General features: G+C 67.0%; 12 protein-coding genes and 1 pseudogene. 6 read left to right on the top strand and 7 right to left on the bottom strand.

The window, feature by feature from the left end; all coding sequences use genetic code 11:
* Positions 1–10: 10 nt before the first annotated feature.
* Entirely contained in the window at positions 11–1,729 is a 1,719-nt protein-coding gene (locus AACL56_RS28020; protein WP_339093256.1) for a thiamine pyrophosphate-dependent enzyme, read from the bottom strand.
* Positions 1,730–1,876: 147 nt separating this feature from the next.
* A complete protein-coding gene (locus tag AACL56_RS28015; RefSeq protein ID WP_339093255.1) occupies positions 1,877–2,296 on the bottom strand; it encodes a hypothetical protein in 420 nt (139 codons plus the stop codon).
* Between the two features lie 410 nt (positions 2,297–2,706).
* On the opposite strand from AACL56_RS28015, the gene AACL56_RS28010 reads away from it, so the two are divergent.
* Positions 2,707–4,761, top strand: coding sequence for a sensor histidine kinase (locus AACL56_RS28010; RefSeq protein WP_339093254.1), 2,055 nt, complete (start codon positions 2,707–2,709; stop codon positions 4,759–4,761).
* Here AACL56_RS28010 and AACL56_RS28005 read toward each other — a convergent pair.
* The 3 genes and pseudogenes from AACL56_RS28005 to AACL56_RS27995 all read right to left on the bottom strand — a co-directional run.
* Positions 4,736–5,230: pseudogene (locus AACL56_RS28005) on the bottom strand (GNAT family N-acetyltransferase); the annotation flags it as partial. The gene AACL56_RS28010 and the pseudogene AACL56_RS28005 sit on opposite strands and share 26 nt — an antisense overlap.
* Positions 5,231–5,266: 36 nt before the next feature.
* Positions 5,267–6,571 (bottom strand): ArgE/DapE family deacylase, encoded by a 1,305-nt coding sequence (locus tag AACL56_RS28000; protein ID WP_339093253.1) that lies wholly within the window; start codon positions 6,569–6,571, stop codon positions 5,267–5,269.
* Between the two features lie 107 nt (positions 6,572–6,678).
* Positions 6,679–10,242 (bottom strand): indolepyruvate ferredoxin oxidoreductase family protein, encoded by a 3,564-nt coding sequence (locus AACL56_RS27995; RefSeq protein ID WP_339093252.1) that lies wholly within the window; start codon positions 10,240–10,242, stop codon positions 6,679–6,681.
* A 264-nt stretch (positions 10,243–10,506) separates the two neighbouring features.
* Here AACL56_RS27995 and AACL56_RS27990 point away from each other — a divergent pair, with 264 nt between their 5' ends.
* The 5 genes from AACL56_RS27990 to AACL56_RS27970 all read left to right on the top strand — a co-directional run bounded on the left by AACL56_RS27990 (position 10,507) and on the right by AACL56_RS27970 (position 16,780).
* Complete coding sequence (locus AACL56_RS27990; protein ID WP_339093251.1) at positions 10,507–11,394, top strand: LysR family transcriptional regulator; 888 nt, start codon at positions 10,507–10,509, stop codon at positions 11,392–11,394.
* A gap of 155 nt (positions 11,395–11,549) precedes the next feature.
* Positions 11,550–14,360, top strand: a complete 2,811-nt coding sequence (locus AACL56_RS27985; protein ID WP_339093250.1) for an ExeM/NucH family extracellular endonuclease — start codon at positions 11,550–11,552, stop codon at positions 14,358–14,360.
* 538 nt (positions 14,361–14,898) lie between these two features.
* Positions 14,899–15,168 (top strand): hypothetical protein, encoded by a 270-nt coding sequence (locus AACL56_RS27980; protein WP_339093249.1) that lies wholly within the window; start codon positions 14,899–14,901, stop codon positions 15,166–15,168.
* 264 nt (positions 15,169–15,432) lie between these two features.
* Entirely contained in the window at positions 15,433–15,960 is a 528-nt protein-coding gene (locus tag AACL56_RS27975) for a hypothetical protein (RefSeq protein WP_339093248.1), read from the top strand.
* Positions 15,875–16,780, top strand: a complete 906-nt coding sequence (locus tag AACL56_RS27970; protein ID WP_339095257.1) for a suppressor of fused domain protein — start codon at positions 15,875–15,877, stop codon at positions 16,778–16,780. Before AACL56_RS27975 ends, AACL56_RS27970 begins: the two co-directional genes overlap by 86 nt.
* An 89-nt stretch (positions 16,781–16,869) precedes the next feature.
* On the opposite strand, the gene AACL56_RS27965 is transcribed toward AACL56_RS27970, so the two are convergent.
* Both AACL56_RS27965 and AACL56_RS27960 read right to left on the bottom strand, forming a co-directional pair.
* Positions 16,870–18,717 carry a carboxylesterase/lipase family protein gene (locus AACL56_RS27965; protein WP_339093247.1) on the bottom strand — a complete coding sequence of 616 codons (1,848 nt, stop codon included), beginning with the start codon at positions 18,715–18,717 and terminating at the stop codon, positions 16,870–16,872.
* A 223-nt stretch (positions 18,718–18,940) separates the two neighbouring features.
* The gene (locus AACL56_RS27960) at positions 18,941–20,956 is read right to left on the bottom strand and encodes a helix-turn-helix domain-containing protein (RefSeq protein ID WP_339093246.1); all 2,016 of its coding nucleotides are present in this window, start codon (positions 20,954–20,956) and stop codon (positions 18,941–18,943) included.
* Positions 20,957–21,118 lie beyond the last annotated feature (162 nt).

Raw genomic sequence — 21,118 nt, 5'->3', positions numbered from 1 at the left:
ATGGCGCAATCTACTCCGTGAAGTTGTCCTTGAGCAGGTCGACCACGTCCGACGACCTGCCGCTGAGCACCGCCTTGGCCGAATACAGCATCGTGCCCGCGACCTGGCTGAACTCCACCTTCGGCGGCATCACGAGCTCGGTGCGATTCACCTTCACGTCGAGCAGGGCCGGCCCCGGATGCGCGAGAAAGGCGCGCACGGCATCGGGCAGTTCCTCGGCGCGCTCGACCTTCCGGCCGTGGAAGCCGATCACTTCCGCCAACCGGGCGAAGTCGGGGTTGAGCAACTCGGTGTAGTTGTCGAGCAGGCCTTCGACCTTCTGCTCGAGCTCGACGAAGTTCAGGCTCGCGTTGTTGTAGACCACCACCTTGATCGGCAGCTTCTCCTGCACCGCGGTCATGAGGTCGCCCAGCAGCATCGCGATGCCGCCGTCGCCCGACAGCGAGACGACCTGGCGTCCGGGGTAGGCCTTCTGCGCGCCCAGCGCCTGTGGCATGGCGTTGGCCATGGTGCCGTGCAGCAGGCTCACCAGCGTGCGGCGGCGCCCATTCATGCTCAGGTGGCGCAGAGACCACACCATCGGGCTGCCGCCGTCGGCAGTGAAGATGGCATCGTCCGCTGCGAGTTCGTCGATCACCCGCGTCAGGTGCTGCGGATGGATCAGTCCCTCCTTGCCCGGCCGCTCGTCGCGCCGCAGCGTTTCCACCGCGTCCTTGCGATGGCGAAGGCATTCGTCGAGAAACTGCCGGTCGCTGCGTTCCTCCAGCAGCGGAATGAGCGCCTCGATGGTGTGCGCGACGTCGCCGACCAGCCCGAGCGCCACCGGATGCCGGCGGCCCAGGTGGCTGCCGTCGGTGTCGATCTGCAGGATCGTGGCCTTGCCCGGATAGAACTGGCTCCATGCGAAGTCGGCGCCGAGCAGCAACAGCGTGTCGCACTCCTGCAGCGCGCGGTAGCCCGACTCCACGCCGAAGATGCCGGTCATGCCCATGTTGAAGGGGTTGTCGTACTCTACGAAGTCCTTGGCGCGCGAGGTGTGGGCAATGGGGGCCTTCAGGCACTGGCCCAGTGCCAGCAGCATCTCGTGCGCGCCTTCGCAGCCGTGGCCGGCATAGATGGCGATCTTCTTTCCCTGGCCGAGCAACGCGGCAAGCTGCGCCAGTTCAGCGTCGTTCGGCCGCACCACGGGTGCGGTCCGATGCACTGCGTAGGTCAGGCCTTCCTTCACTTCGGTCTGCGCGATGTCGCTCGGCAGGATGATCACCGCCACGCCCTTGCGCGACAGCGCGGCCTGCGCAGCGAGCGCGGTGAGCCGCTGCGCCTGCTGCGCCGAATGCACCTGCTCGCAGAACACGGTGCAGTGCGCGTAGAGCGACTTGAAGTCGACCTCCTGCGGAAATTCCATGCCGAGTTCGGTCGTGACCACCTGGCTGGCGATGAGCACCACCGGCGCGCGATTGCGGTTGGCCTCGAACACGCCGTTGATGAAGTGCACCCCGCCCGGGCCGCACGAGCCGGCACAGGCCGTGAGCCCGCCCGTCAGGTAGGACTCGGCACCGGCCGCGAATGCCGCAGCCTCTTCGTGCCGAACATGCACCCACTCGATGTCGCTGCGATGGATGGCGTCGGTGACATGGTTCAGCGTGTCGCCGACGATGCCGTAGCAGCGCTTGACGCCGGCCTGCTGGAGCGTTTCGATGATGAGTTCGGCGACTTTGCGTTGGGCCATCGGGGGCGTCCTGGATTCGTTGCGCTGCTGCGGTCCGAAAAGCCTACGGCCGCGCGGGCGGCAGGCCGTGGGCACGCGTCGGCTGCCTCGGTAGGATTTCGCCGCATCGGATCTCGCCCGCATGCAAGGATGCAGGCCCGTCTCGATTCACAGCGCAAGCCGCGTCAACGACCACGCGACCGTGCCGAGTTGCACCACGTTGAGCATCATCCCCGCGATGTGGAGCCGCCGGAAGCGTGGAATCGAAGTGCCCGTGCCGGGCAGCGTGCTGCGCAGCGCATCCATGCGCGGGACGATGATCCAGCGCCGCAGCGCGAAGGCCAGTGCCGCAATGAAGGCCATGCCGATGGCAAAGGCCGGCTTGGCAGACCACGCGAAGCTGAGGGCCGCCACGCTCGCGGTCAGCATCACCGCGATGTAGTAGACGTTGAACAGGCCGCGGATGAAGCGCGAATCGAGCGCGGTGTCGTGCTTGAGGATCAGCAGCGGCAGCGAGCCCATCATGAAGAAGCCCATCCACACGAGCAGGACGACAGTGGCCATGAGCGCGACGATGGTGGGGAGCATCGGGTGAATCCTCCGCGGGGGGTCGAAGCATACCCCCGCCGGGCGGCGGTCGCTTCGCCCCGTAACGGGCCGCACTTCGCGCTGCCTGCGGGCCACGGCGATGCGCGACCGGCACCGGCGCGGCTGCCCCGCTGCGCTCAGGCCGGACGCCGGGACGCAAGCACCACGAAGACCGCCGCAGCCAGCCCGGCGCTGTGGTCGTGAACGTCACGCAGAACAAGGTCCGGGGATCGCTGCCCTCGGCAAGAAGAGGCCGGATACCGCCGATGGTCGGTGCCAGCGCGCAGCCGATCGATCCCGTCGTGAAAATCGCCACCGCAGCCAGCACCACATAATCGAGAACCGATGAAACCATTCGACCGTGTTCCAAGCCTTCGCGCAGCGCCGGCGCGCGCCCGAAGAAGCACACCATGAGGCCGGCAGGCGCGGGTGGCGGACGCATCGGCCGGTGGTTTGCGCTGGTGCTCCCGGTCGTCCTGCTGGCCTGCCTGACGAACCTTCACGCGAGCGAACCACCGGCATCGAGTGAGCCGCCCCGGGCCGGGGGCTCCCAAGGCACGGTCCACATCACCCGGGCCGATCTGCTGTCCGTTCCCGGCACAGGCTATTCGGCTCCGCCGCTGCGCATCGACGACGCGATGCTGCCGCGCGAAGGCTGGAAGACGGTGGACCTGCCGTACACCGCGGCGCGCGAACTGGTGCCCACGCCCGAAGGCGGCATCAGGACTCTGACCGACTGGTACCGCATCGACCTCGGCGCACTGTCGCTGCCGGCGCAGCAGCGCCTGCTGTACCTTCCGCGCTGGAAGACGCTGGGTCACATCGCGGTGTATGGCGACGGCGTGCTGCTCTACCAGTCGCACGGCAGCCCTGTGCACAACGGCTACAACCATCCGCTGCTGCTGCCGCTCAACGCCACGGCCGGCGCGCCGGCGCCCACGTCGGTGCTGATCCGCGTGGACCGCCTGCGCAGCAGCGGCAGCGGCTTCTCGACCGTGTGGGTCGGCGACGAGGATGCGCTGGTCTGGCGCTACCAGGTCCGCCAGCTGCTGGAGGTGCAGTTGCCGTTCATGGGCAGTGCCGCGTTCCTGGCGGTCGGCGCCTTCGCGTTCGCGGTATGGCTGGGCAGGCGGCGCGAGTCGCTGTACCTGCTGTTCTCCGCGATCTCCGCGCTCGCCTTCCTGCGCATGCTGCACTACTACGTGGGCGGCAGCTACATCCCGTTGTCGGACGAGTGGTTCGAGTGGCTGACCGTGGCCAGCCTGCTGTGGCTGATCATGCTCATCCACCTGTTCCTGCAGCGCCTGCACCAGAACCCCTCGCCCTGGCTGACCCGCACCGCGCTCACCCTGACGGTGGCGTGCAGCGTGGCGACCATGCCGCATGTGTCGACCTCGATCGGCAGCCTCTACCTGTTCACGCCGCTGCTCAACCTGATGGTGCTTCCGGTCGCGGTGCTGATCTTCGCGGTCAATTTGCGCAAGGCGCTGCGCGCGCAGCTGCCCGAAGGCCGGCTGGTGGCCGGGTGGACCGTCTTCGCCGTGGTGTTCACGTCGTACGACGGGCTGCTGCAGAACAACCTGGTGAGCCCCGAGAGCGTCTACACCTCGCCCTACGCGATCATCGGCCTGTTCTTCGTCTTCTCGTTCATCATGTTCCAGCGCTACACCGACGCCTTCGCCGAGGTGGGCAGGCTCAACACCGGGCTGGCGCGGCGGCTGCAGGAGCGCGAGGCCGAACTGGAGCAAAGCTACCAGCGGCTGCGCGTGGTGGAGAACCAGCACATGCTCAACGCAGAGCGCAAGCGGCTCATGCAGGACATGCACGACGGCCTGGGCTCCACGCTCATCAGCGCGATCCGCTCGGTGGAGCGCGGCGCCATGAGCGACGCCGAGATCTCGAGCCTGCTCAAGGGCTGCATGGAAGACCTGAAGCTGGTGATCGACTCCATGGAAAGCGTCGATGCCGACCTGCTGCTGCTGCTCGCGACCCTGCGCTTTCGCCTGGCGCCGCGCATCGAGGGCGCGGGCGTCACGCTGCGCTGGGAGGTACAGCCCGTGCCCGCGCTGACCTGGCTCGACCCGGACAGCGCGCTGCACATCCTGCGCATCGTGCAGGAGTGCGTGGCCAACGTGCTGCGCCACACGCAGGCCACCACCATCGGCGTCAGCACCTCGACCGTGGACGACGGCGTGTCGGTGGTGATCGAGGACAACGGCGCCGGCTTTCCGGTGGAAGAGGCTTTGCGCCGCAGCGGCCGGGGCCTGCGCAACCAGCAGCGGCGCGCGGCGGCCATCGGCGGCAACGTGCAGTGGGAGTCGGGCAGCGCGGGTACGCGCTTCACGCTGTGGCTGCCGCTTCGCCGCGATGCCAATGCCAACGCCGATGCCGGCAAGGTGCATCAGTTCTTTCCGGTCTCGCCCTCGCCTGCGGCGGGCGTCAGGGTGCAGGCGCCTTCGCAATGAAGGCCTGCTTCCCGTCGCGGCTGAATCCGGCCGACTCGTAGAACCGGAAGGTCGCCTCGTCCTTGCGGCCGGTCATCAGCATGGCCTTGTAGCAGCCCTGCGACCATGCGAAGGCCAGGGCCCTGGCCAGCACCGCCTTGCCGAGGCCCTGCTGGCGGTGGTCCGCGTGGGTCACCACGTTCTCGATCACCCCATAGGGCCTGCAGCCGCGCGTGAGGTTCGCGACGACGGTGACCGTGCAGCTCGCAACGAGTTCCCCGCCCGCGCGGATGCCGTAGTACCTGCAGCGCGGGTTGCCGAGCAGCTCGCGCCACACGGCGTCCACCGTGGCGGCATCGGGCAGGGGGTCGTCTGCTTCGTGCAGATGCCGGTACAGCGCCAGCAGATCACCGAGTTCCGACGGGGCCAGTTCATGGACGTCCACGCGCGCTCCTTTGAAGTGGTCCGCATTCTGCCGCGTGCTCGCGTCACGCCGCCGGCGCGGCTCAGCGCGCTGCCATCGGCGTCAGCCGATCCTGTTGACCCCGCACCATCTCGCCATGAAGACCGCGAGCACGGAGATCACCTGCATCATGCTGTCGATCGACACCCACTCGTCGATGCCGTGGATGTTCTCGCCGCCCGACGGGCCGTAGCAGATGGCCGGCGTCTCGCCGTAGAGGTTGAAGAACTTCGTGTCGGTCGTGCCGGTGAAGGCGGTGGGCTTGAGCTCCCTGCCGACGATGTCCTGGTGGCACTTCGCCAGCGCGGCGACGATGGGCGCGTCCGACGGCACCTCGCAGCCGTCGGCCTGGAAGCCTTCGTACACGATCTTGTAGCTCAGCGCGTCGTGCGCGGGATGCGCCTCGTAGGCCGCGGCCAGCAGGGCCTCGACCTCGGCCTTCACCTTCTCGACCTTCATGTCGGGGTAGAAGCCCAGCCGCACGTCGGCGCGGCAGGCCGAAGGCACCGACGAGGCCCATTCGCCGCCGTTGATCTTGCCCAGGTTGAAATTCACCGGATGGTTGTGGTGCGCGAACGTGCGGTAGCGCGCGCTCGGCGCATTCCACTTGTCCTCGAGCTTCTTCAGCTCGTTGAAGAGGTACATCGTGAAATCGATGGCGCCCACGCCGGTCTGCGCGACCGAGGCATGCACCGGCTTGCCCAGCACCTCGATGGCCAGCCACAGCACGCCCATCTGGCAGGTCATGACGCCGTCGGCCGCCACCGGCTCGGTGATCACGGCCGCATCGGCCCGGTAGCCTTCAACCAGGCAGGCCAGCGCGCCGTTGCCGGTGCATTCCTCCTCGATCACCGACTGGAAGTACACCGGCGAGGCCGGTTCCAGCCCGAGCCGCTTGAGCGCCTTGTAGGCCATGGTGTAGGCAATGATGCCGGCCTTCATGTCCGCCGAGCCGCGCCCGTACAGCCGGTCGCCCTCGACCTTGCCGGAGAACGGGGGATGCGTCCAGAGCACCTCCGCTCCGGTGGGCACCACGTCGATGTGGCCGTTGAAGATCAGCGAGTTGCCCTTGAACGGCCCGGTGGGGCGGTGGATGCCCACCACGTTCGTGCGGCCCTCGTAGGAGACGATCGACGGCGAGTAGCCCGGGTGGGCGCGCAGTTTCTCCTCGTCGATCTGGAACTCGTCCACCTGCAGACCGAGCGCACCGAAGGCGTCCGCCATGAAGCGTTGCGCGCTCTGCTCGTGCCCGAGCAGGGAAGGGTGCGTGACCAGTTCGCTCAGCATGGCGACGGCTTCGTCGCGCAGGGCATGCGCAGCGGCAACGATGGCGGCTTCGTCCGCCTGGATGGGGGTGGCTTCTTTCATGAACCCATTCTTTCAGCGGGGCGCGCGGCGCACCGTTGGAAACGGGCCTTGGACTGTCGCGGATGCGCCGTTCTGGCGGCTGGCGCATCCGCGACGGCGGCGCAGGCTCAGGCGGCCATGGCGGTGCGGCCCACGAAAGTGTTCGTTGCGGCCGGGGCGGCGGCGTCGAGCTGCTTCGCCAGCGCCACCCACCGCACCCGCGCCGACACCACGCTTTCTTCCTTCACATGCCCGAAGCCTCGGATCTGTTCGGGCAGCCGCGCGAGCGACAGCGCCGCGTCGAAGTCGATGCGGTCGCTGCGCCCGAGCCGCGCGAGCAGGTCCTCGACCATCGCGCGGTAGTCCTCGATCAGCTGCCGTTCCATGCGGCGCTCGGCCGTGCGGCCGAACACGTCGAAGGCCGTGCCGCGCAGGCCCCGGAACTTCGCGAGCAGCCGGAACGCGCCCAGCATCCACGGGCCGAAGCTCGTCTTCACCGCGCGCCCTTCTGCATCGCGGCGGCCCAGCACCGGCGGCGCCAGATGAAAGCGCAGCACAGGCTTGCCTTCGAACTGCTCGCCGAGCTTTTCCATGAAGCGCCTGTCGGCGTACAGGCGTGCCACCTCGTATTCGTCCTTGTACGCCATGAGCTTGAAGAGGCCCGACGCGACGGCCTTCGCCAGCACGTTGCTGCCGCGCTCGCGCTGCTCGACCACGCGCACGCGTTCCACCAGTTCGGCGTAGCGCTGCGCATAGGCCGCGTTCTGGTAGGAGGCGAGGAACTCGGTGCGGTCCTTCACCAGGGCCTCGAAGCTCTGCGGCCGCTGCAATGCAACCACCTTCTGCGGCGCGGCCTCGCGCGTCACCGCCGCCAGGTCCAGCGCCGCCTTGCGGCCCCAACGGAAGGCCGACTGGTTCGCCTTCACCGCCACGCCGTTGATCTCGATGGCCTTGTCCAGCGCTTCGGCGGACACCGGCACGAAGCCCTTCTGGAACGCGAAGCCCAGCAGGAACAGGTTGGCCGCGATCGCATCGCCCATGAGGCGCGTGGCCAGTTGCGTCGCGTCGATGAAGTCGGCGCGGCCTTCGACCGACTCCTCGATCAGCGCGCGCACCTGCGTCGCCGGAAATTCCCAGTCGGGCTGCTGCGCGAAATGCCCGGTCGGCTGTTCGAAGGTGTTGACCAGCGCATAGGTGCGCCCCGGCCGCATGCGCGCGATGGCATCGGGCGCGCCGGCCGTGAGCATGTCGCAGCCGAGGATCAGGTCGGCCTCGCCGGTGGGAATGCGCTGTGCCTTCAGTTGCGCCGCGTCGCGCGCGATGCGCACGTGCGACGTCACCGAGCCGTTCTTCTGCGACATGCCCGTCATGTCGAGCACGCTCACGCCCTTGCCCTCCAGGTGCGCCGCCATGCCGATCAGCGCGCCGATGGTGATGACGCCCGTGCCGCCGATGCCGGTGATCAGGATGTTGTGCATGCCTTCGAGCGCGAGCTGCTTCGGCTCGGGCAGCGGAGCCTCTTCGGCCGCGGCCGTCGCGGCGACCGGCGCCTGCCTGCGCGGCTTCACGCCTTCCACCGTCACGAAGCTCGGGCAGAAGCCCTTGATGCACGACTCGTCGGCGTTGCACGCGCTCTGGTCCACGGCGCGCTTCAGGCCGAGTTCCGTCTGCTTCGGCAGCAGCGCGGTGCAGTTCGACTGCTCGCCGCAGTCGCCGCAGCCTTCGCACACCGCGTCGTTGATGAACACGCGCCGCGCGGCCTGCGGAAACTCGCCCTTCTTGCGTCGGCGGCGCTTCTCTGCGGCGCACACCTGGTCATAGATGAGCACCGACACGCCCTCGAACTCCCGCAGCTCGCGCTGCACCGCGTCCATGTCGTCGCGGTGGTGCACCGTCAGCACGAAGCCCTCGCGCTCGGGCGGCAGCACACTGCGGTCGGCCCAGCGGGTCGGGTCCTCCGCCACCAGTGCGAGCCGCTTAACCCCCTCGGCCGCCATCTGGTGCGCGATGCGCGGCACGGTGATGGGGCCGTCCACCGGCTGCCCGCCGGTCATGGCGACCGCGTCGTTGTAGAGGATCTTGTAGGTGATGTTCACGCCCGCCGCCACCGCCGCGCGGATCGCCATCGAGCCCGAGTGGTAGTAGGTGCCGTCGCCGAGGTTCGCGAACACGTGCCTGCGCTTGGAGAACCAGGCCTGCCCGAGCCACGGCGCGCCTTCGCCGCCCATGTGGGTGGTCGTCTTGTTGTGCTCTGGATAGATGGCCGTGGCCATCACGTGGCAGCCGATGCCCGCCAGCGCCAGGCTGCCTTCGGGCACCCTGGTCGAGGTGTTGTGCGGGCAGCCCGAACAGTACCAGGCCGGGCGCGACGGCGTGGCCACGGCCTTGCCGAGCACCACGTCCTTCGCGTCGAGGATCGCCAGCCGCATGCGGATGCGGTCGCTGGTGTGAAAGCGTGCCACGCGCCCCGCGATCACGCGCGCGATCTGCGCCACCGAAAAATCGGCCGTGGCCGGCAGCAGCCACTTTCCGCGCGGATGCGCGCCCCATTCGCCCTGTTCGTCGAACTTGCCGATCACGCGCGGACGCACGTTCTCGCGCCAGTTGTAGAGATGCTCCTTGAGCTGGTACTCGACGATCTGGCGCTTTTCCTCGACCACCAGGATTTCTTCGAGCCCGTCGGCGAACTCGCGGATCGAATCGGGCTCCAGCGGCCACGGCATCGACACCTTGAACAGGCGGATGCCGATGCGCGCGGCCTCGTCGGCGTCGATGCCCAGCTCTTCCAGCGCCTCGAGCACGTCGCGGTACGACTTGCCCGAGGCCACAATGCCCAGCCGCGCCTTCGGCGAATCGATGGTCACGCGGTTGAGCCGGTTGGCACGTGCATAGGCGATGGCTGCGTAGATCTTGTAGTCCTGCATCAGCGCTTCCTGCTTGCGCGCCTGCACGCCGAGCGTGTCGGTCGACAGCCGCGCATGCACGCCGCCGGGCGGGAACTCGAAGTCGGCAGGCAGGCGCGTGTGCACGTCGAGCGCACCGGCCGCGATGGAGCCCGACGACTCCACCGTGTCCGCCAGCGCCTTGAAGCCCACCGGCAAGCCGGCAAAGCGCGACATCGCGAAGCCGTGCAGGCCGAGCTCGATGTACTCCTCCACGCTCTGCGGATAGAGCATCGGGATCATCGACGCGGCGAACAGGTGGTCGCTCTGGTTGGGCAGCGTGGACGAAGACGCGCCGTGGTCGTCGCCCGCCACCAGCAGCACGCCGCCGTGGGGCGAGGTGCCCGCATGGCTCATGTGCTTGAACACGTCGCCGCAGCGGTCCACGCCTGGCGCCTTGCCGTACCACATGGCGAACACGCCGTCGACGGCGGACTCGCCCGTCAGGTGCACCTGCTGCGTGCCCCACACCGCGGTGGCGGCCAGCTCCTCGTTCACGCCGGGCAGGAACTTGACCGCGTTGGCTTCGAGCTGGGGCTGCGCCTTCCACAGCGCTTCGTCGAGGCCGCCGAGCGGCGAGCCGCGGTAGCCCGAGACGAAGCCCGCGGTGTTCAGGCCCGCCTGCTGGTCGCGCCATTTCTGCACCAGCATGAGGCGCACCAGCGCCTGGATGCCGCTGAGGTAGATCCGGCCTTCGGTGGCCGTGTATTTGTCGTCCAGCGCAACGCTGGCCAGTTCGTGGGATGCCATGACTGAAAAGACTCCGGGTAGGACTCGTGGAATGCAGGCTTGGCCCCGGTAAGGGGCCGGCCCGCTGGGCGCCTCGCCGGGGTAGACGGCGAGGCAGCAACGATTCTTCAGCGATGCGGCCAGAAAGTGCTTCTTCTTTTTGGCGATGCAACGCGCTGCGCAGAAGATTTGTCTGTCGAGTGCCTCATGTGCCGAAAAGGTTTCGGCGCAGGCGAGTCCAGGCGCTGGCCCGACAATGGCGGCCCCGCAGAACGCAAGGACCTCATGAGACCCGACCTCGATTCACTGGCGCTGTTCCTGCGTGCCATCGAGCACGGCAGTCTGTCGAAGGCGGCCGCCGAGAGCCACATGGTGCTGTCGGCCGCGAGCCGGCGCCTGGCGATCCTCGAAGGGCACCTGGGCGTGTCGCTGCTCAACCGCACATCGAAGGGCGTCACGCCGACCGGCGCCGGCGAATCGCTCGCCGTGCATGCGCGGCAGATCTTGCGCGACGTCGACCGCATGCGCGCCGACCTGTCCGACTATGCGCAGGGCGCCACCGGCCGCGTGCGGCTGCATGCCAACGCGTCGGCCATGGGCCAGTTCCTGCCCGACGACGTGGCCAGCTTCCGCCAGCGCTACCCCGAGATCCGCGTCAGCGTGGAAGAGCACCGCAGCGTCTACATCGTGCAGGCGATTCGCGACCGCCAGGCCGACGTGGGCGTCATCACCAGCGAGGCCGCCGACCCCGCGCTGCATTTCATTCCCTACCGGACCGACCGCCTCGTGGCGATCGTGCGGCAGAAGCATCCGTGGCGCGGGCGCGAGGTGTCGTTCGAGGAGCTGCTCGACTTCGACTTCGTCGGCCTCGAGGACGACTCCGCCATTTCCCGCACCATGGAAGACGCGGCCATGAGCGCGCGCAAGGTGCTGCGCCTGCGTGTGCGCGTGAAGAGCTTTGAAGCCGTGTGCCGCATGATCGAGGCGGGCATGGGCGTGGGCATCCTGCCCGAAGGCGCGGCGGTGGCCTACCGCAAGGAGATGAAGCTGCGCTTCATCAATCTCACCGATGCGTGGGCTTCGCGCCGCATGTACCTGTGCACGCGGCAGGAGGCGTTGAGCTTTCCGCAGCGGCGGCTCGTCGACCATCTGCTGGCGCGCGGCATGAGCTAGCGGCAGCGGCTTCGGTGCGCGCGCCGGCACAGGACGGTGCGGCGCATCTACCAGGCGCGACCCGGGCGTGCCTGGGGTGTCTCGGGGATTACACACAAGAACCCTAAAAAAGGCCGCGGCCCGTTCGACGGCCCGACAACAAATAGGGACCCCCAATGACACATCGAGGACGAGGATCGAGGCCCGCGTGGCCGTTCAAGACACTGGCGCTGACGCTTGCCATCGTGCTGACCGCCTGCGGCGGCGGTGGCGGCGGCGCTTCCTTTCCACTGATTCCGCCGTCATCGGGCGGTACGCCACCAGGCTCGCAGCCACCAGCGGCGCAGCCTGAAAACCCCGCGCCCGTCACGCCCCCACCCACGTGCGCCGCAGCCGTTCCGGCCGGTGCGCCGCTCGCGGCCATCTCGTCCGTGCAGGGCACGGGCGACATCAGCCCCATGGCCTCGCAGGCCGTCACCGTGCGCGGCGTGGTCGTGGGCGACTTCCAGAGCACCGGCCCCACGTCGGTGAAGCTGAACGGGTTCTTCGTGCAGCAGCTCGTGCCCGATGCCGACCCGATGACCTCGGAAGGCGTCTTCGTCCATGCGCCGAACAACGCCGCACGCGTGGCTGTCGGCGACTACGTGCAGGTCACCGGCGTGGTCGCCGAGTTCGGCCAGACGGCCGGCGTGGGCGCCAAGCCCGACAGCATCACGCAGATTGCCGGCACCACCCCGACCCCGCTCGCCATCAGCGTCTGCGGCAGCGGCGTGGTCGTCGAGCCCACGCAGATCACGCTGCCGGTGGCCGACGAGTCCGCGCTCGAGCGTTACGAGGGCATGCTCGTCGAGATCGCGCAGCCCCTGGCCGTGACCGAACTCTTCGAGCTGGGCCGCTACGGCCAGATGGTGCTGTCGCTCAACGGCCGCCAGTTCAATCCCACCAACGGCAACGCAACGGCAACCCATGCGCAGAACCTGCTCGCGCGCATCGTGCTGGACGATGGCGCTTCGGTGTCCAACCCGAACCCCATTCCGTACCTGAGCGCGGCCGGCACCGACGGCACCCGGCGCATGGGCGACACCACGCAAAAGGTCACCGGCATCCTGAGCCACAACTTCGGCGCCTACCGCATCCAGCCGACGGTGGCGCCGGTGTTCGCGCAGGCCAATCCGCGCCAGCCCACGGCGCCGGTGGTCGGCGGCTCGCTCAAGGTGGCCAGCCTCAACGTGCTCAACTACTTCACCACCTTCGTGGACGGCACCAACGCCGCCGGGCAGACCGGGCAGGTCTGCCTGCTCGGCACAGGCGTTGCAACGGACTGCCGCGGCGCGAACAACCTGAACGAGTTCAAGCGGCAGCAGGCCAAGATCGTCGCTGCCATCGCGGGGCTCGACGCCGACGTGATCGGCCTGATGGAAATCCAGAACACCGACGTTGCCACGAACGACCTGCTGGCCGCCCTCAACGCCAAGCTTGGTGCGAACACCTACGCGGCCGTCAACAGCGGTGTGTTCGGCACGGATGCGATCAAGGTCGACATCCTCTACAAGCCCGCGAAGGTCCAGCGCGTCGGCAATGTCGTGCTGCCGACCGGCACCGATCTGGCGGACTACACCGCCGCCAGCGGCCGGCCACCGCTGGCCCAGCGCTTCAGCGCGGTCGGCAACAACGGCGGCTTCTGGTTCGTGGTCAATCACCTGAAGAGCAAGGGCAGCTGCCCCGCCACGGGCGACACCGACCAGGGCCAGGGCTGCTGGAACCTGGCGCGCACCCAGCAGGCCACCGCACTCAACAGCTTCGTGAGCAAGCTCAAGGCCAGGGGCACGACCGGCGAGAACGACGTGCTGATGATGGGTGACTTCAACAGCTATCTGCTGGAAGACCCGACCAAGGTGCTGGAAGGCGCGGCCAACGAAAGCCTGCTCAAGCGCATGCCCGCCAGCGACCGCTACACCTACGTGTTCGGCGGCGAGACGGGCGCGCTCGACCATGCCTATGCCTCTGCTTCCCTGGCTTCGCAGGTCAGCGGCGTGAACGTGTGGCACATCAACTCCGACGAGCCGACTGCGCTCGACTACAACACCGACTTCACCACCGACGACCGCTACGCGCCCACGCCGTTCCGCGCGTCGGACCACGATCCGGTGCTCGTGGGCCTGAACCTCGCGGCCGACACCGCCGTGGTCGAGCCCATCGTCAGCGCCACGATCGCGGCTTCGGCGAAGACCGGCGACACCTACAGCGTGGACATCACCGAAGCCACGCCCGGCGGCGCGACCACCATGACGTCCCTTACAGTCGACTGGGGCGACGGCACCACCGCCACCACCGCGGCGGGCACGGGCCCCGTGACGCATACCTACGCGGCCGCCGGCACCTTCACCGTGGTGGTCACGCTGACCAACTCCGCCGGCCAGACCGCGACGAAGGCGGGCAATGTGAATGTCACCACCACGGTCGTGGTGCTGCCGCCCGGCCCGCCCGATCTGTTCTTCAGCGAGTACGTGGAAGGTTCGTCGAACAACAAGGCGATCGAGCTCTACAACCCGACCGCCTCGGCGATCGACCTGAGTCTCTATGCCGTCAAGCTGTATTCGAACGGCGCGACGGCGCCCACGAGCACGCAGGCGCTGAGCGGCTCCCTGCCGCCCGGCGGCACGATCGTGCTGGCGAACGCCGGCGCCACGGCTGCCTTCAAGCCTGCCGGCACGCAGGACAGCGGCGTTGCCAACTTCAACGGCGACGATGCCCTGACGCTGGAGAAGTCGGGCACGGTCATCGACCGCATCGGCCAGGTCGGGTTCGACCCCGGCACCGAGTGGAAGAGCGCCAACGGCGCCAGCACGCTGAACCAGACGTTGCGCCGCAAGCCGACCATCACATCGGGCGATCCCAATCCGGGCATCGCTTTCGATACGGCGGCGCAGTGGGACAGCTTGCCCATCGACACTTCTGCGGGCCTGGGCTCGCACACGGTCGACTGAGCTTGGCCGGTGGGCGCTCGAACAGGGGCGCCCCGAAAGTCTTGGAGGCGTTGCGCTTGCCTGGCGCAACGCCTGGGGGCATTCAGGGCGACGCTCACGCCGACGGGGTACCTCGCTCCGCGAATGTCCCCCGGCCTTCGGCCTCCTCCTCTATTTCGCTGCGCAAGGCACCCCATCGACGTGAGCGTTTGGGCACCGCTTCGGATCGGCACGGCACGGGCGCGTGGGGTGCGCGCGCGGCTCTTTGCAGAAGCTGCATTTGTTGGCGGTCGTCGGGACTTCGTGTCGCACGAAGCCGTCATCGCGCCGCGCTCTTCTTTAAAGTGATTGCCCCTGTCACTCGATACCCCACAAGGGAACAAGGAAGGCGCAACACACACCACCACCGAAATGATTGAAGGCTGCTTGCCTCGCGGCAGGTTGTCGGTGCGAAAGCAGCGATGCGTATGCGAGGTATCAAAGGCGACGGCCGGGGTGTTATCAGCACCCCGACCGTCTAACCAAGTTCGTGCAACACCCTAGAAAGGAACGCACAAAAATGGCTACCAAGACTATAGCCCGGCCAACTACGCCGGTCGCTTCCGAAGATCACGCCCAAGACCCGGCGGATCTTCTTGAAAACACCCTCTCCCAACTCGAAGCTCTGCTGTGGGTCTGCCATGGGGAAGACATCGACTGGTGCAGCGGTGATGGGCCTCGGCAACTGGACAACCTGCTCTGGCTTGCGGCTGAACTGGCACGCAAGGCTGGGGCGTTGTTCCAGATGAGCGAGAAGGCGCGATGTGGGACGCCTACGACTGGCGGTTAGCGGCTGGTCTGCGGGCCGCAGGTTCGCGGCCCGCCTGGGAAATTGGGACTTCGGGATGAAACGGAGGAAGCCCTCGCGATCCAGGGAGCTCGGTCCGGTAGCGGTTTGTGGGGCATGCTCCCGGCAGCGATGTGTTCCAGGCTGATCGTCGGCTGAAGATGCGAGCATCCGCTTTGCAGCGATGCCGGCATCCCTCGGCCTCGCGCGAATGGGTACTATCCGCCACGAGCAGAACCAGACGACACCTTCACACACAGAGACGGGATGATCCACAAATTCAGAGAGGCGATCGCAAGCAGCGGGGTGCTCACCGATGTCGAGGTGCGCGACGACATCGTCGTTGGCCGCGCTCGAGTGCTGGCAGCGCAAGCCGACGTTTGGGTCAACGTCGATCCTGAACTCGAGGACGGGGGAGTACCGGACGCTGCGGTTCTGCTGCCCCGCATCGTCCAGATACTCATCGTCTCGCCAACGCAGTGGGGCGTGATCATCGACCAGATCGTTGGCGAAATCGAAGAGGCAATCGGTGACGAGCCGGTGAAGGAATCCACCAGCCTGCGATCCGACTTGATCTTGAAGTCAGTTGTTGTGTTCGCCGGAGCGACACTTCTGCGCTTCGAGGCGCCACGCCAGTTTCCTGACAGCTGGATCCATGCTCAGCTTGACGAGCAACTTGCTCTCGACGACCTTGAGGTCGCTGCGCGGGATGTGGATGCAGAAACGATGTCATTCAATACCGTTGATGATCTGCCAGACCACGTCAGCAAGGACAACACGTCGCGAGAACCATAAAAAAGAAGGCCGTCTCCGAAGGCGATCCGGCAGTCTCCGGTCCCATGCACCGAGCCATGAATGCTCGACAGGAAGAGACGCTCCGCGGCTCGATGGGCAGCACGACAGTGGGGCCCGCATGCCGGTGATCGATGCACACAGCGCTCTTCAACGAAGCAGACCGCAGCAGCATTCTTCATGCAGGCCGCTTGCGGCCAGAGGCGAACGTTACTGCCCTGATTTTTTGATTGAACGGAGAACATCCTTGAATTGCACCGTACGGCTTCAGCGTCACTACGAGCGGGTATGGTCTCGACCCACGGAAGTGTGTCCTTTCGACGCAGGCCCCGTTCACGAGCTTCCGCCTGGCTTCAGGGTGCTGTGTACGCCCCCCGACGCGAAGCGAGTGCTCTGGACATACGCAACCGCGGGACTTTCGAGCAGTAAGCGTGTCCCTGCAATCGAACTTCACCTGTTCAGCCCCAGGAAATCGCTCGGTTTGGTCGAGTTGCTGTACGCGGTGGCCCACTATCACTGCAACGGGCCTGGTCTCGATTGGGCTCACACGGTGAATCTCGGTCGGCCTTGGCTCGACTCTTCGAAATGCGAGTACGGCTTGGTTTCACGGCCTTATCTGGACGGGCCTGACCTTGAAAACTACTCGGACGAAGAAGGTGGCGTGAAGTGCTATTGGCTTGTGCCGATCACCGCCGATGAAGTTCGCCTCAAAGTGAAACAAGGCATCGACAGCCTGGAAGACGAATTCGAACGGCAGCAATTCAACTATGCCGATCCAGGGCGCAAGTCTGTTGCAGGCGCGTCTGACGGCGAGGGGGCTTGACCTCCACTGTGCGCGGCGGATTCAACCGGTCAACGGCCTGGCTCTGCTTTCTGCATCCGGTGCTCACCTGCACGCAGGTGAGTGCCGGATCACTGGACGGAGATGGATTGCCTGCTGGGCGTCGCGTCGAAGATCAGCGTTGCAGGCCAGGCAGGCCAGACAACGTCCAGGCTCGCATCGTTTGGATCGCCGGTGCGCGCGAAGGCACCGATGCTGCGCATCATGCTGTTCGACAAGGCGAGCCGACCCGGCTCGTTGGCCTTGGTGAACATGATGCCGGCGTACAGCGAAGGGCTGAAGTTGCCGAATGCGAAGGGCAGGTCGAAGGCATGCGCCGCGCCGTAGATCTTGTCGAAGGGCGCGGGTTCTTCGTCCCAGTCGAAGCGGTAGGCCCAGAGGTTGCTCTGCTGCGACGCGAGTGCGTCCGCAACGCTGGCGCGGCTCGCGCCGAAGAAGATCTGGGTCAGCCGCGAAGCGACGGCGTCGAAGCCGGTGCCCGGGGTGTTCACAGGTAAGTAGCCCGACGGGATCCACTGTTCGAGCGTGCTTTGGGGCGCTGCGTCGGGCTGGTAGCCAAATGCAGTGGAGAAGACCTGCGCATCGCTCAGCAGCCGCGCGCTGCCGGTGCCTCCAGCGAGCGGGAACAGCGTCGGGAAGAGCTTGCCTTCGTCTCGCGCATTGCCGATCAGCACAGGCACCTTGGCGTACTTGCCGGCCTTGATCGCCGCAATCGGGCTCGTCGGCACGACGTTGCCATCGGGGATCGGCCCCGATCCCGATGCGCCGAGCGGGGCGAGTCGCGTGAGTACCGTGTGCAGCACGAAGTCGGCGCTTTTGCTGCGCATGTAGGCGGCAATCTGCTCGCTGCTTTGCGTCGAGAGATAGGCCTGTGCAGAAGGTATGTCGGTCGCAAGCCCATCATCGATCACCATGTAGACAATGAGAAGCCCCCATTGCCCTGCATAGTCCGATGCGCGTGCGAGCGTAGCCACACTGCCGGCTGGCAGTTCACTGGCCAGCGAGATGCCGCCGCTGATCGGCAACGCCCGATGGATCAGAGCCGGTTTCGCGTTGGCCACGAGCGGCGACGTCATGGCCGCGTAGACATTGACGGCACCTGCCGACTGGCCCATCAGCGTGACGTTGCCAGGGTCGCCGCCGAAGCTGCCGATGTTGGCCTGGACGAACTGCAGCCCTTTCACGATGTCCAGGATGGCGAAGTTCCCCGAGTCGTTGAGGGGGTCGCCATTCTTGAGTGAGCTCGCATTCATGAACCCGAACATGCCGAGCCGGTAGTTCACCGAGACCACCACAGCGTTGGCGGTGCGCGCAAGGTTCGCGCCGTCGTAGACAGGGTCGGCCGTGTAGCCGGTGATGTTGCTTCCACCGTGCACCCACACGATCACCGGCAGCTTTCCGGTGTCGTTGGCCGGCCGCCAGACATTCAGGTAGAGGCAGTCTTCCGAGCCGACCGTCTGGCCGAGCGTGGTGCCGATGGTGGCGTCGTACCTGTTGTTGAGGCCCGGTCCGTACAGACGGCCGGTGGACACGCAGGCGTTGCCGAACTGTTGTGCGTCCCGTGGCGAGGTCCACGCTTGCGGGTCGACGGGAGGCTTCCAACGCAGATCTCCCACGGGGGCCTTGGCAAAGGGGACGCCCTTCCAGGCGAACGTGCCGCTGGTGGCGGAGTTGTCGGTCCCGACGACCGGGCCAAAGGCGGTCTGGCGCTGCATGGAAGGTGCCGATGCCGGCGGCGGCGACGGTGGGTCGGCAGGCGCAGCTGGCGGTGGCGCCTGCGTACCGAGGCCGCTCAGGTCGATGGCGCCGCTGCTGCCTCCACTGCCGCCACCGCAGCCGGCCAGCACCAGCAGCGTCAAGAGCATTGCGGGCAGGCGCCGATCGATCTTCAAGCCGATCGCAGTTCTTGTTCTCTTCATCTTGTCTCCTGATTTTTTGAGTCCCGCTGCGGCATTGGCCGAACGGACGCCGCGCGCACAGGCTGTGCGCCCCCTCAAGTCTCGCGAACTGCCATCGGTGTTCAATGGCAGCGAAGCACACTGCCGGCCAGGGCAGGGTGTGCGCAGGATCTACCGGAGAAACCCTCGAAGCCCGGGAGCGGCAGCGCGACGCTGCGGCTCGCAGAAGGGCCTGTGGACACTGTCACTCGTCCAGGAAACCAGGCGGTGCGCTGTCCGTGCTGAGGCTCCACAGACGCAGCGCCATGTGGATCTCCAACGCCCGGCTGGCGCTTCCCCAATGGCCCAGCAACTCCTCCACGTTCGCCAGGCGCTGGCGGACCGTGTTGACGTGGATGCCCATGCGCGATGCCGTTGCCTTTGCGTTCTGGTTGCTGTCGAAGTACGTCAGCAGCGTGGATGTGAGTTCGGAGCCGCGCTTGCTGTCGTGCGATGTGACGGGGCCGATGGTCGCATCGAGGAATGCGGCGAGGCTGGACCGGTCGTGCGTTTCGAACAGCACCGAGTACAAGGCCATCTCGTTCTGTGCGATGACGACCCCGCGCATGCCCAGCCGTGCCAGCACGGACAGCCCGCGCCGCAGCGCTGCATAGAGTGCCGGAAGCTCCGCAGGCGCCTGTGCCGGCCTCGACATCACACCGCGGTAGGCTTGACCGAGTTCGCGCCGGGCAAAGGCACCGAACTGTTCGAGCACGCCGTGCGCCCTCGAGGCGTTGCACGCCAGCACCATCACACCATCGACTTCGTCGAGCACCTGCCCGCCCAGCACCGGGTCCGAGTGCAGACGCCGAGACCAGAACCCTGCCGTCGACTGGTCCGTTTCCATGACCAGCAGCGACAACGGCAGCGACAGGTCGAGGCCGAAGCGCTCGGCGCGGTCCTGCGTCAGCGCAGGCTCGCCCTGGCGCGGCGAGATGAGTGTTCGCAGCAGCGCAGACACGTCGCGGCTCTTCTCCGCATCCATGCGTTCCTGCGAGAGCAGCATGACCCCGATGACGCTGGAACTCCGCTCGAACGTTCGCAGCGAAATCCCGTGCAAGTCTTCGTGCCTGAAGAGCAGCACGGCGCCGAGCATGTCGTTGCCGCCGATCACCGCGATGGCCCGGCAGAGTTCGCCATCGTGTGCGAAGGCCGCGACGGATCGGCCGGCCTGCCGGCTCTCGCGCAGCGCGCGCGCCAGCTCGGCGCTGTGCGGTCCATTCGGCGAATAGGCCTGCGCTGCCGTGCCGTCGTAGCCGGGCGCCCGGGAACTGGCAATGACGTGGCCGGCTTCGTCGAGCACCAGGACGCTGCCATTGAGCAGTTGCGCGACCGATTCGGACAACGCACCGAGCGAAGCGCCTCTGGCGAGCAGCGACGTGAGCTCCTCGTGCGCTTCGGCCGCGCCCTGCACGTCGCGCGCATGGCGCTCCAGCTCGGCGCGCGCGAGGTCTGCGTTCGCCAGTGCAGTCTTCGCTTCTGCGAACGCTTTGGCGTTGTTGATGGCCACTGCCGCGTGTGTGGCCAGCGTGCACAGGATCGACACGTTGAGCGCGGTGTGCGTGCGGTGGTAGCGGTCGGCCACGAACAGCAGCCCGATCACGTTGTCTTCGCAGATCAGCGGCGCGCCCACCAGCGCGGCCACACCTTCGTCGCGGAAGGTGTCGTCCAGCGCGGGGTCGTGCACGAAGCGCTTGTCGTGAAGGTAGTCGGGCGTGAAGAAGGGCAGGCGTGTCGACATCACCACCCCTGCGACGCCGAGGTTGCGCCCTGCAGTCATCTTGCCGGTGCGCTGAGAGATGGCGCCATCCGCGACGACCACCTGGAACTCGCCGGTCTTCGCATCGACCACCGTGAGCCAGCACAGGTGCGAGCCCATCAGGTTGCGCGCGCGGTTCGCAATGGCCTTCAGCAGTCCCTGCAGATCGAGGTGGCTCGACAGATCCTGTGCCGACTCGATGACCGCAAGCATGCCGCGTTCGCGTTGCTCATGCAGCTCGAGCCGATTGCGCAAGGCCATGGCCATGCGCACGAGTTCGACCAGGCCCGACTTGCCGCGCAACGCGTCGGGCAGGGCCTCGACGCTGGACAGGCGCGCCGCGAACTCTTCAGCGGACGCGCTGCGGTGCAGCAGCCCGACAAGGTCGGCAGCAATTTCCTCGGGAGCAAGACCGGAAGCCGGCGCCTGAGGGCGCTTTCTGTCGAGGGGCAGTGAAGACATAGGGCTGCGAAGGCTAGCAGAACGAAGCGCGACGGGCATGGGCGCAAGCCCTGAGCTGCTGCACGCGTTTTCCCGGAGGACGGCGCGCACATCGAGACGGTGCCGCGTGTGTGTGCGGCTCACATAGCCATTGGCGGTGGCCTTCCGGACACTCGATGCATC

It is taken from the genome of Variovorax paradoxus, from assembly GCF_902712855.1.
Lineage (GTDB): Bacteria > Pseudomonadota > Gammaproteobacteria > Burkholderiales > Burkholderiaceae_C > Variovorax > Variovorax paradoxus_Q.
The sequence above is the reverse complement of the archived record's forward strand: the minus strand, read 5'-3'. Positions and strand labels throughout refer to the sequence as shown.

Bases quoted from the DNA above. Each gene is read 5' to 3' on its own strand.
- AACL56_RS27985 (WP_339093250.1), top strand. From the start codon at position 11,550: ATGACACATCGAGGACGAGGATCGAGGCCCGCGTGGCCGTTCAAGACA.
- AACL56_RS27960 (WP_339093246.1), bottom strand. From the start codon at position 20,956: ATGTCTTCACTGCCCCTCGACAGAAAGCGCCCTCAGGCGCCGGCTTCC.
- AACL56_RS28015 (WP_339093255.1), bottom strand. From the start codon at position 2,296: ATGCTCCCCACCATCGTCGCGCTCATGGCCACTGTCGTCCTGCTCGTG.
- AACL56_RS27990 (WP_339093251.1), top strand. From the start codon at position 10,507: ATGAGACCCGACCTCGATTCACTGGCGCTGTTCCTGCGTGCCATCGAG.
- AACL56_RS28000 (WP_339093253.1), bottom strand. From the start codon at position 6,571: ATGAAAGAAGCCACCCCCATCCAGGCGGACGAAGCCGCCATCGTTGCC.
- AACL56_RS27980 (WP_339093249.1), top strand. From the start codon at position 14,899: ATGGCTACCAAGACTATAGCCCGGCCAACTACGCCGGTCGCTTCCGAA.
- AACL56_RS27975 (WP_339093248.1), top strand. From the start codon at position 15,433: ATGATCCACAAATTCAGAGAGGCGATCGCAAGCAGCGGGGTGCTCACC.
- AACL56_RS28020 (WP_339093256.1), bottom strand. From the start codon at position 1,729: ATGGCCCAACGCAAAGTCGCCGAACTCATCATCGAAACGCTCCAGCAG.
- AACL56_RS27965 (WP_339093247.1), bottom strand. From the start codon at position 18,717: ATGAAGAGAACAAGAACTGCGATCGGCTTGAAGATCGATCGGCGCCTG.
- AACL56_RS28010 (WP_339093254.1), top strand. From the start codon at position 2,707: ATGAGGCCGGCAGGCGCGGGTGGCGGACGCATCGGCCGGTGGTTTGCG.
- AACL56_RS27970 (WP_339095257.1), top strand. From the start codon at position 15,875: ATGTGGATGCAGAAACGATGTCATTCAATACCGTTGATGATCTGCCAG.
- AACL56_RS27995 (WP_339093252.1), bottom strand. From the start codon at position 10,242: ATGGCATCCCACGAACTGGCCAGCGTTGCGCTGGACGACAAATACACG.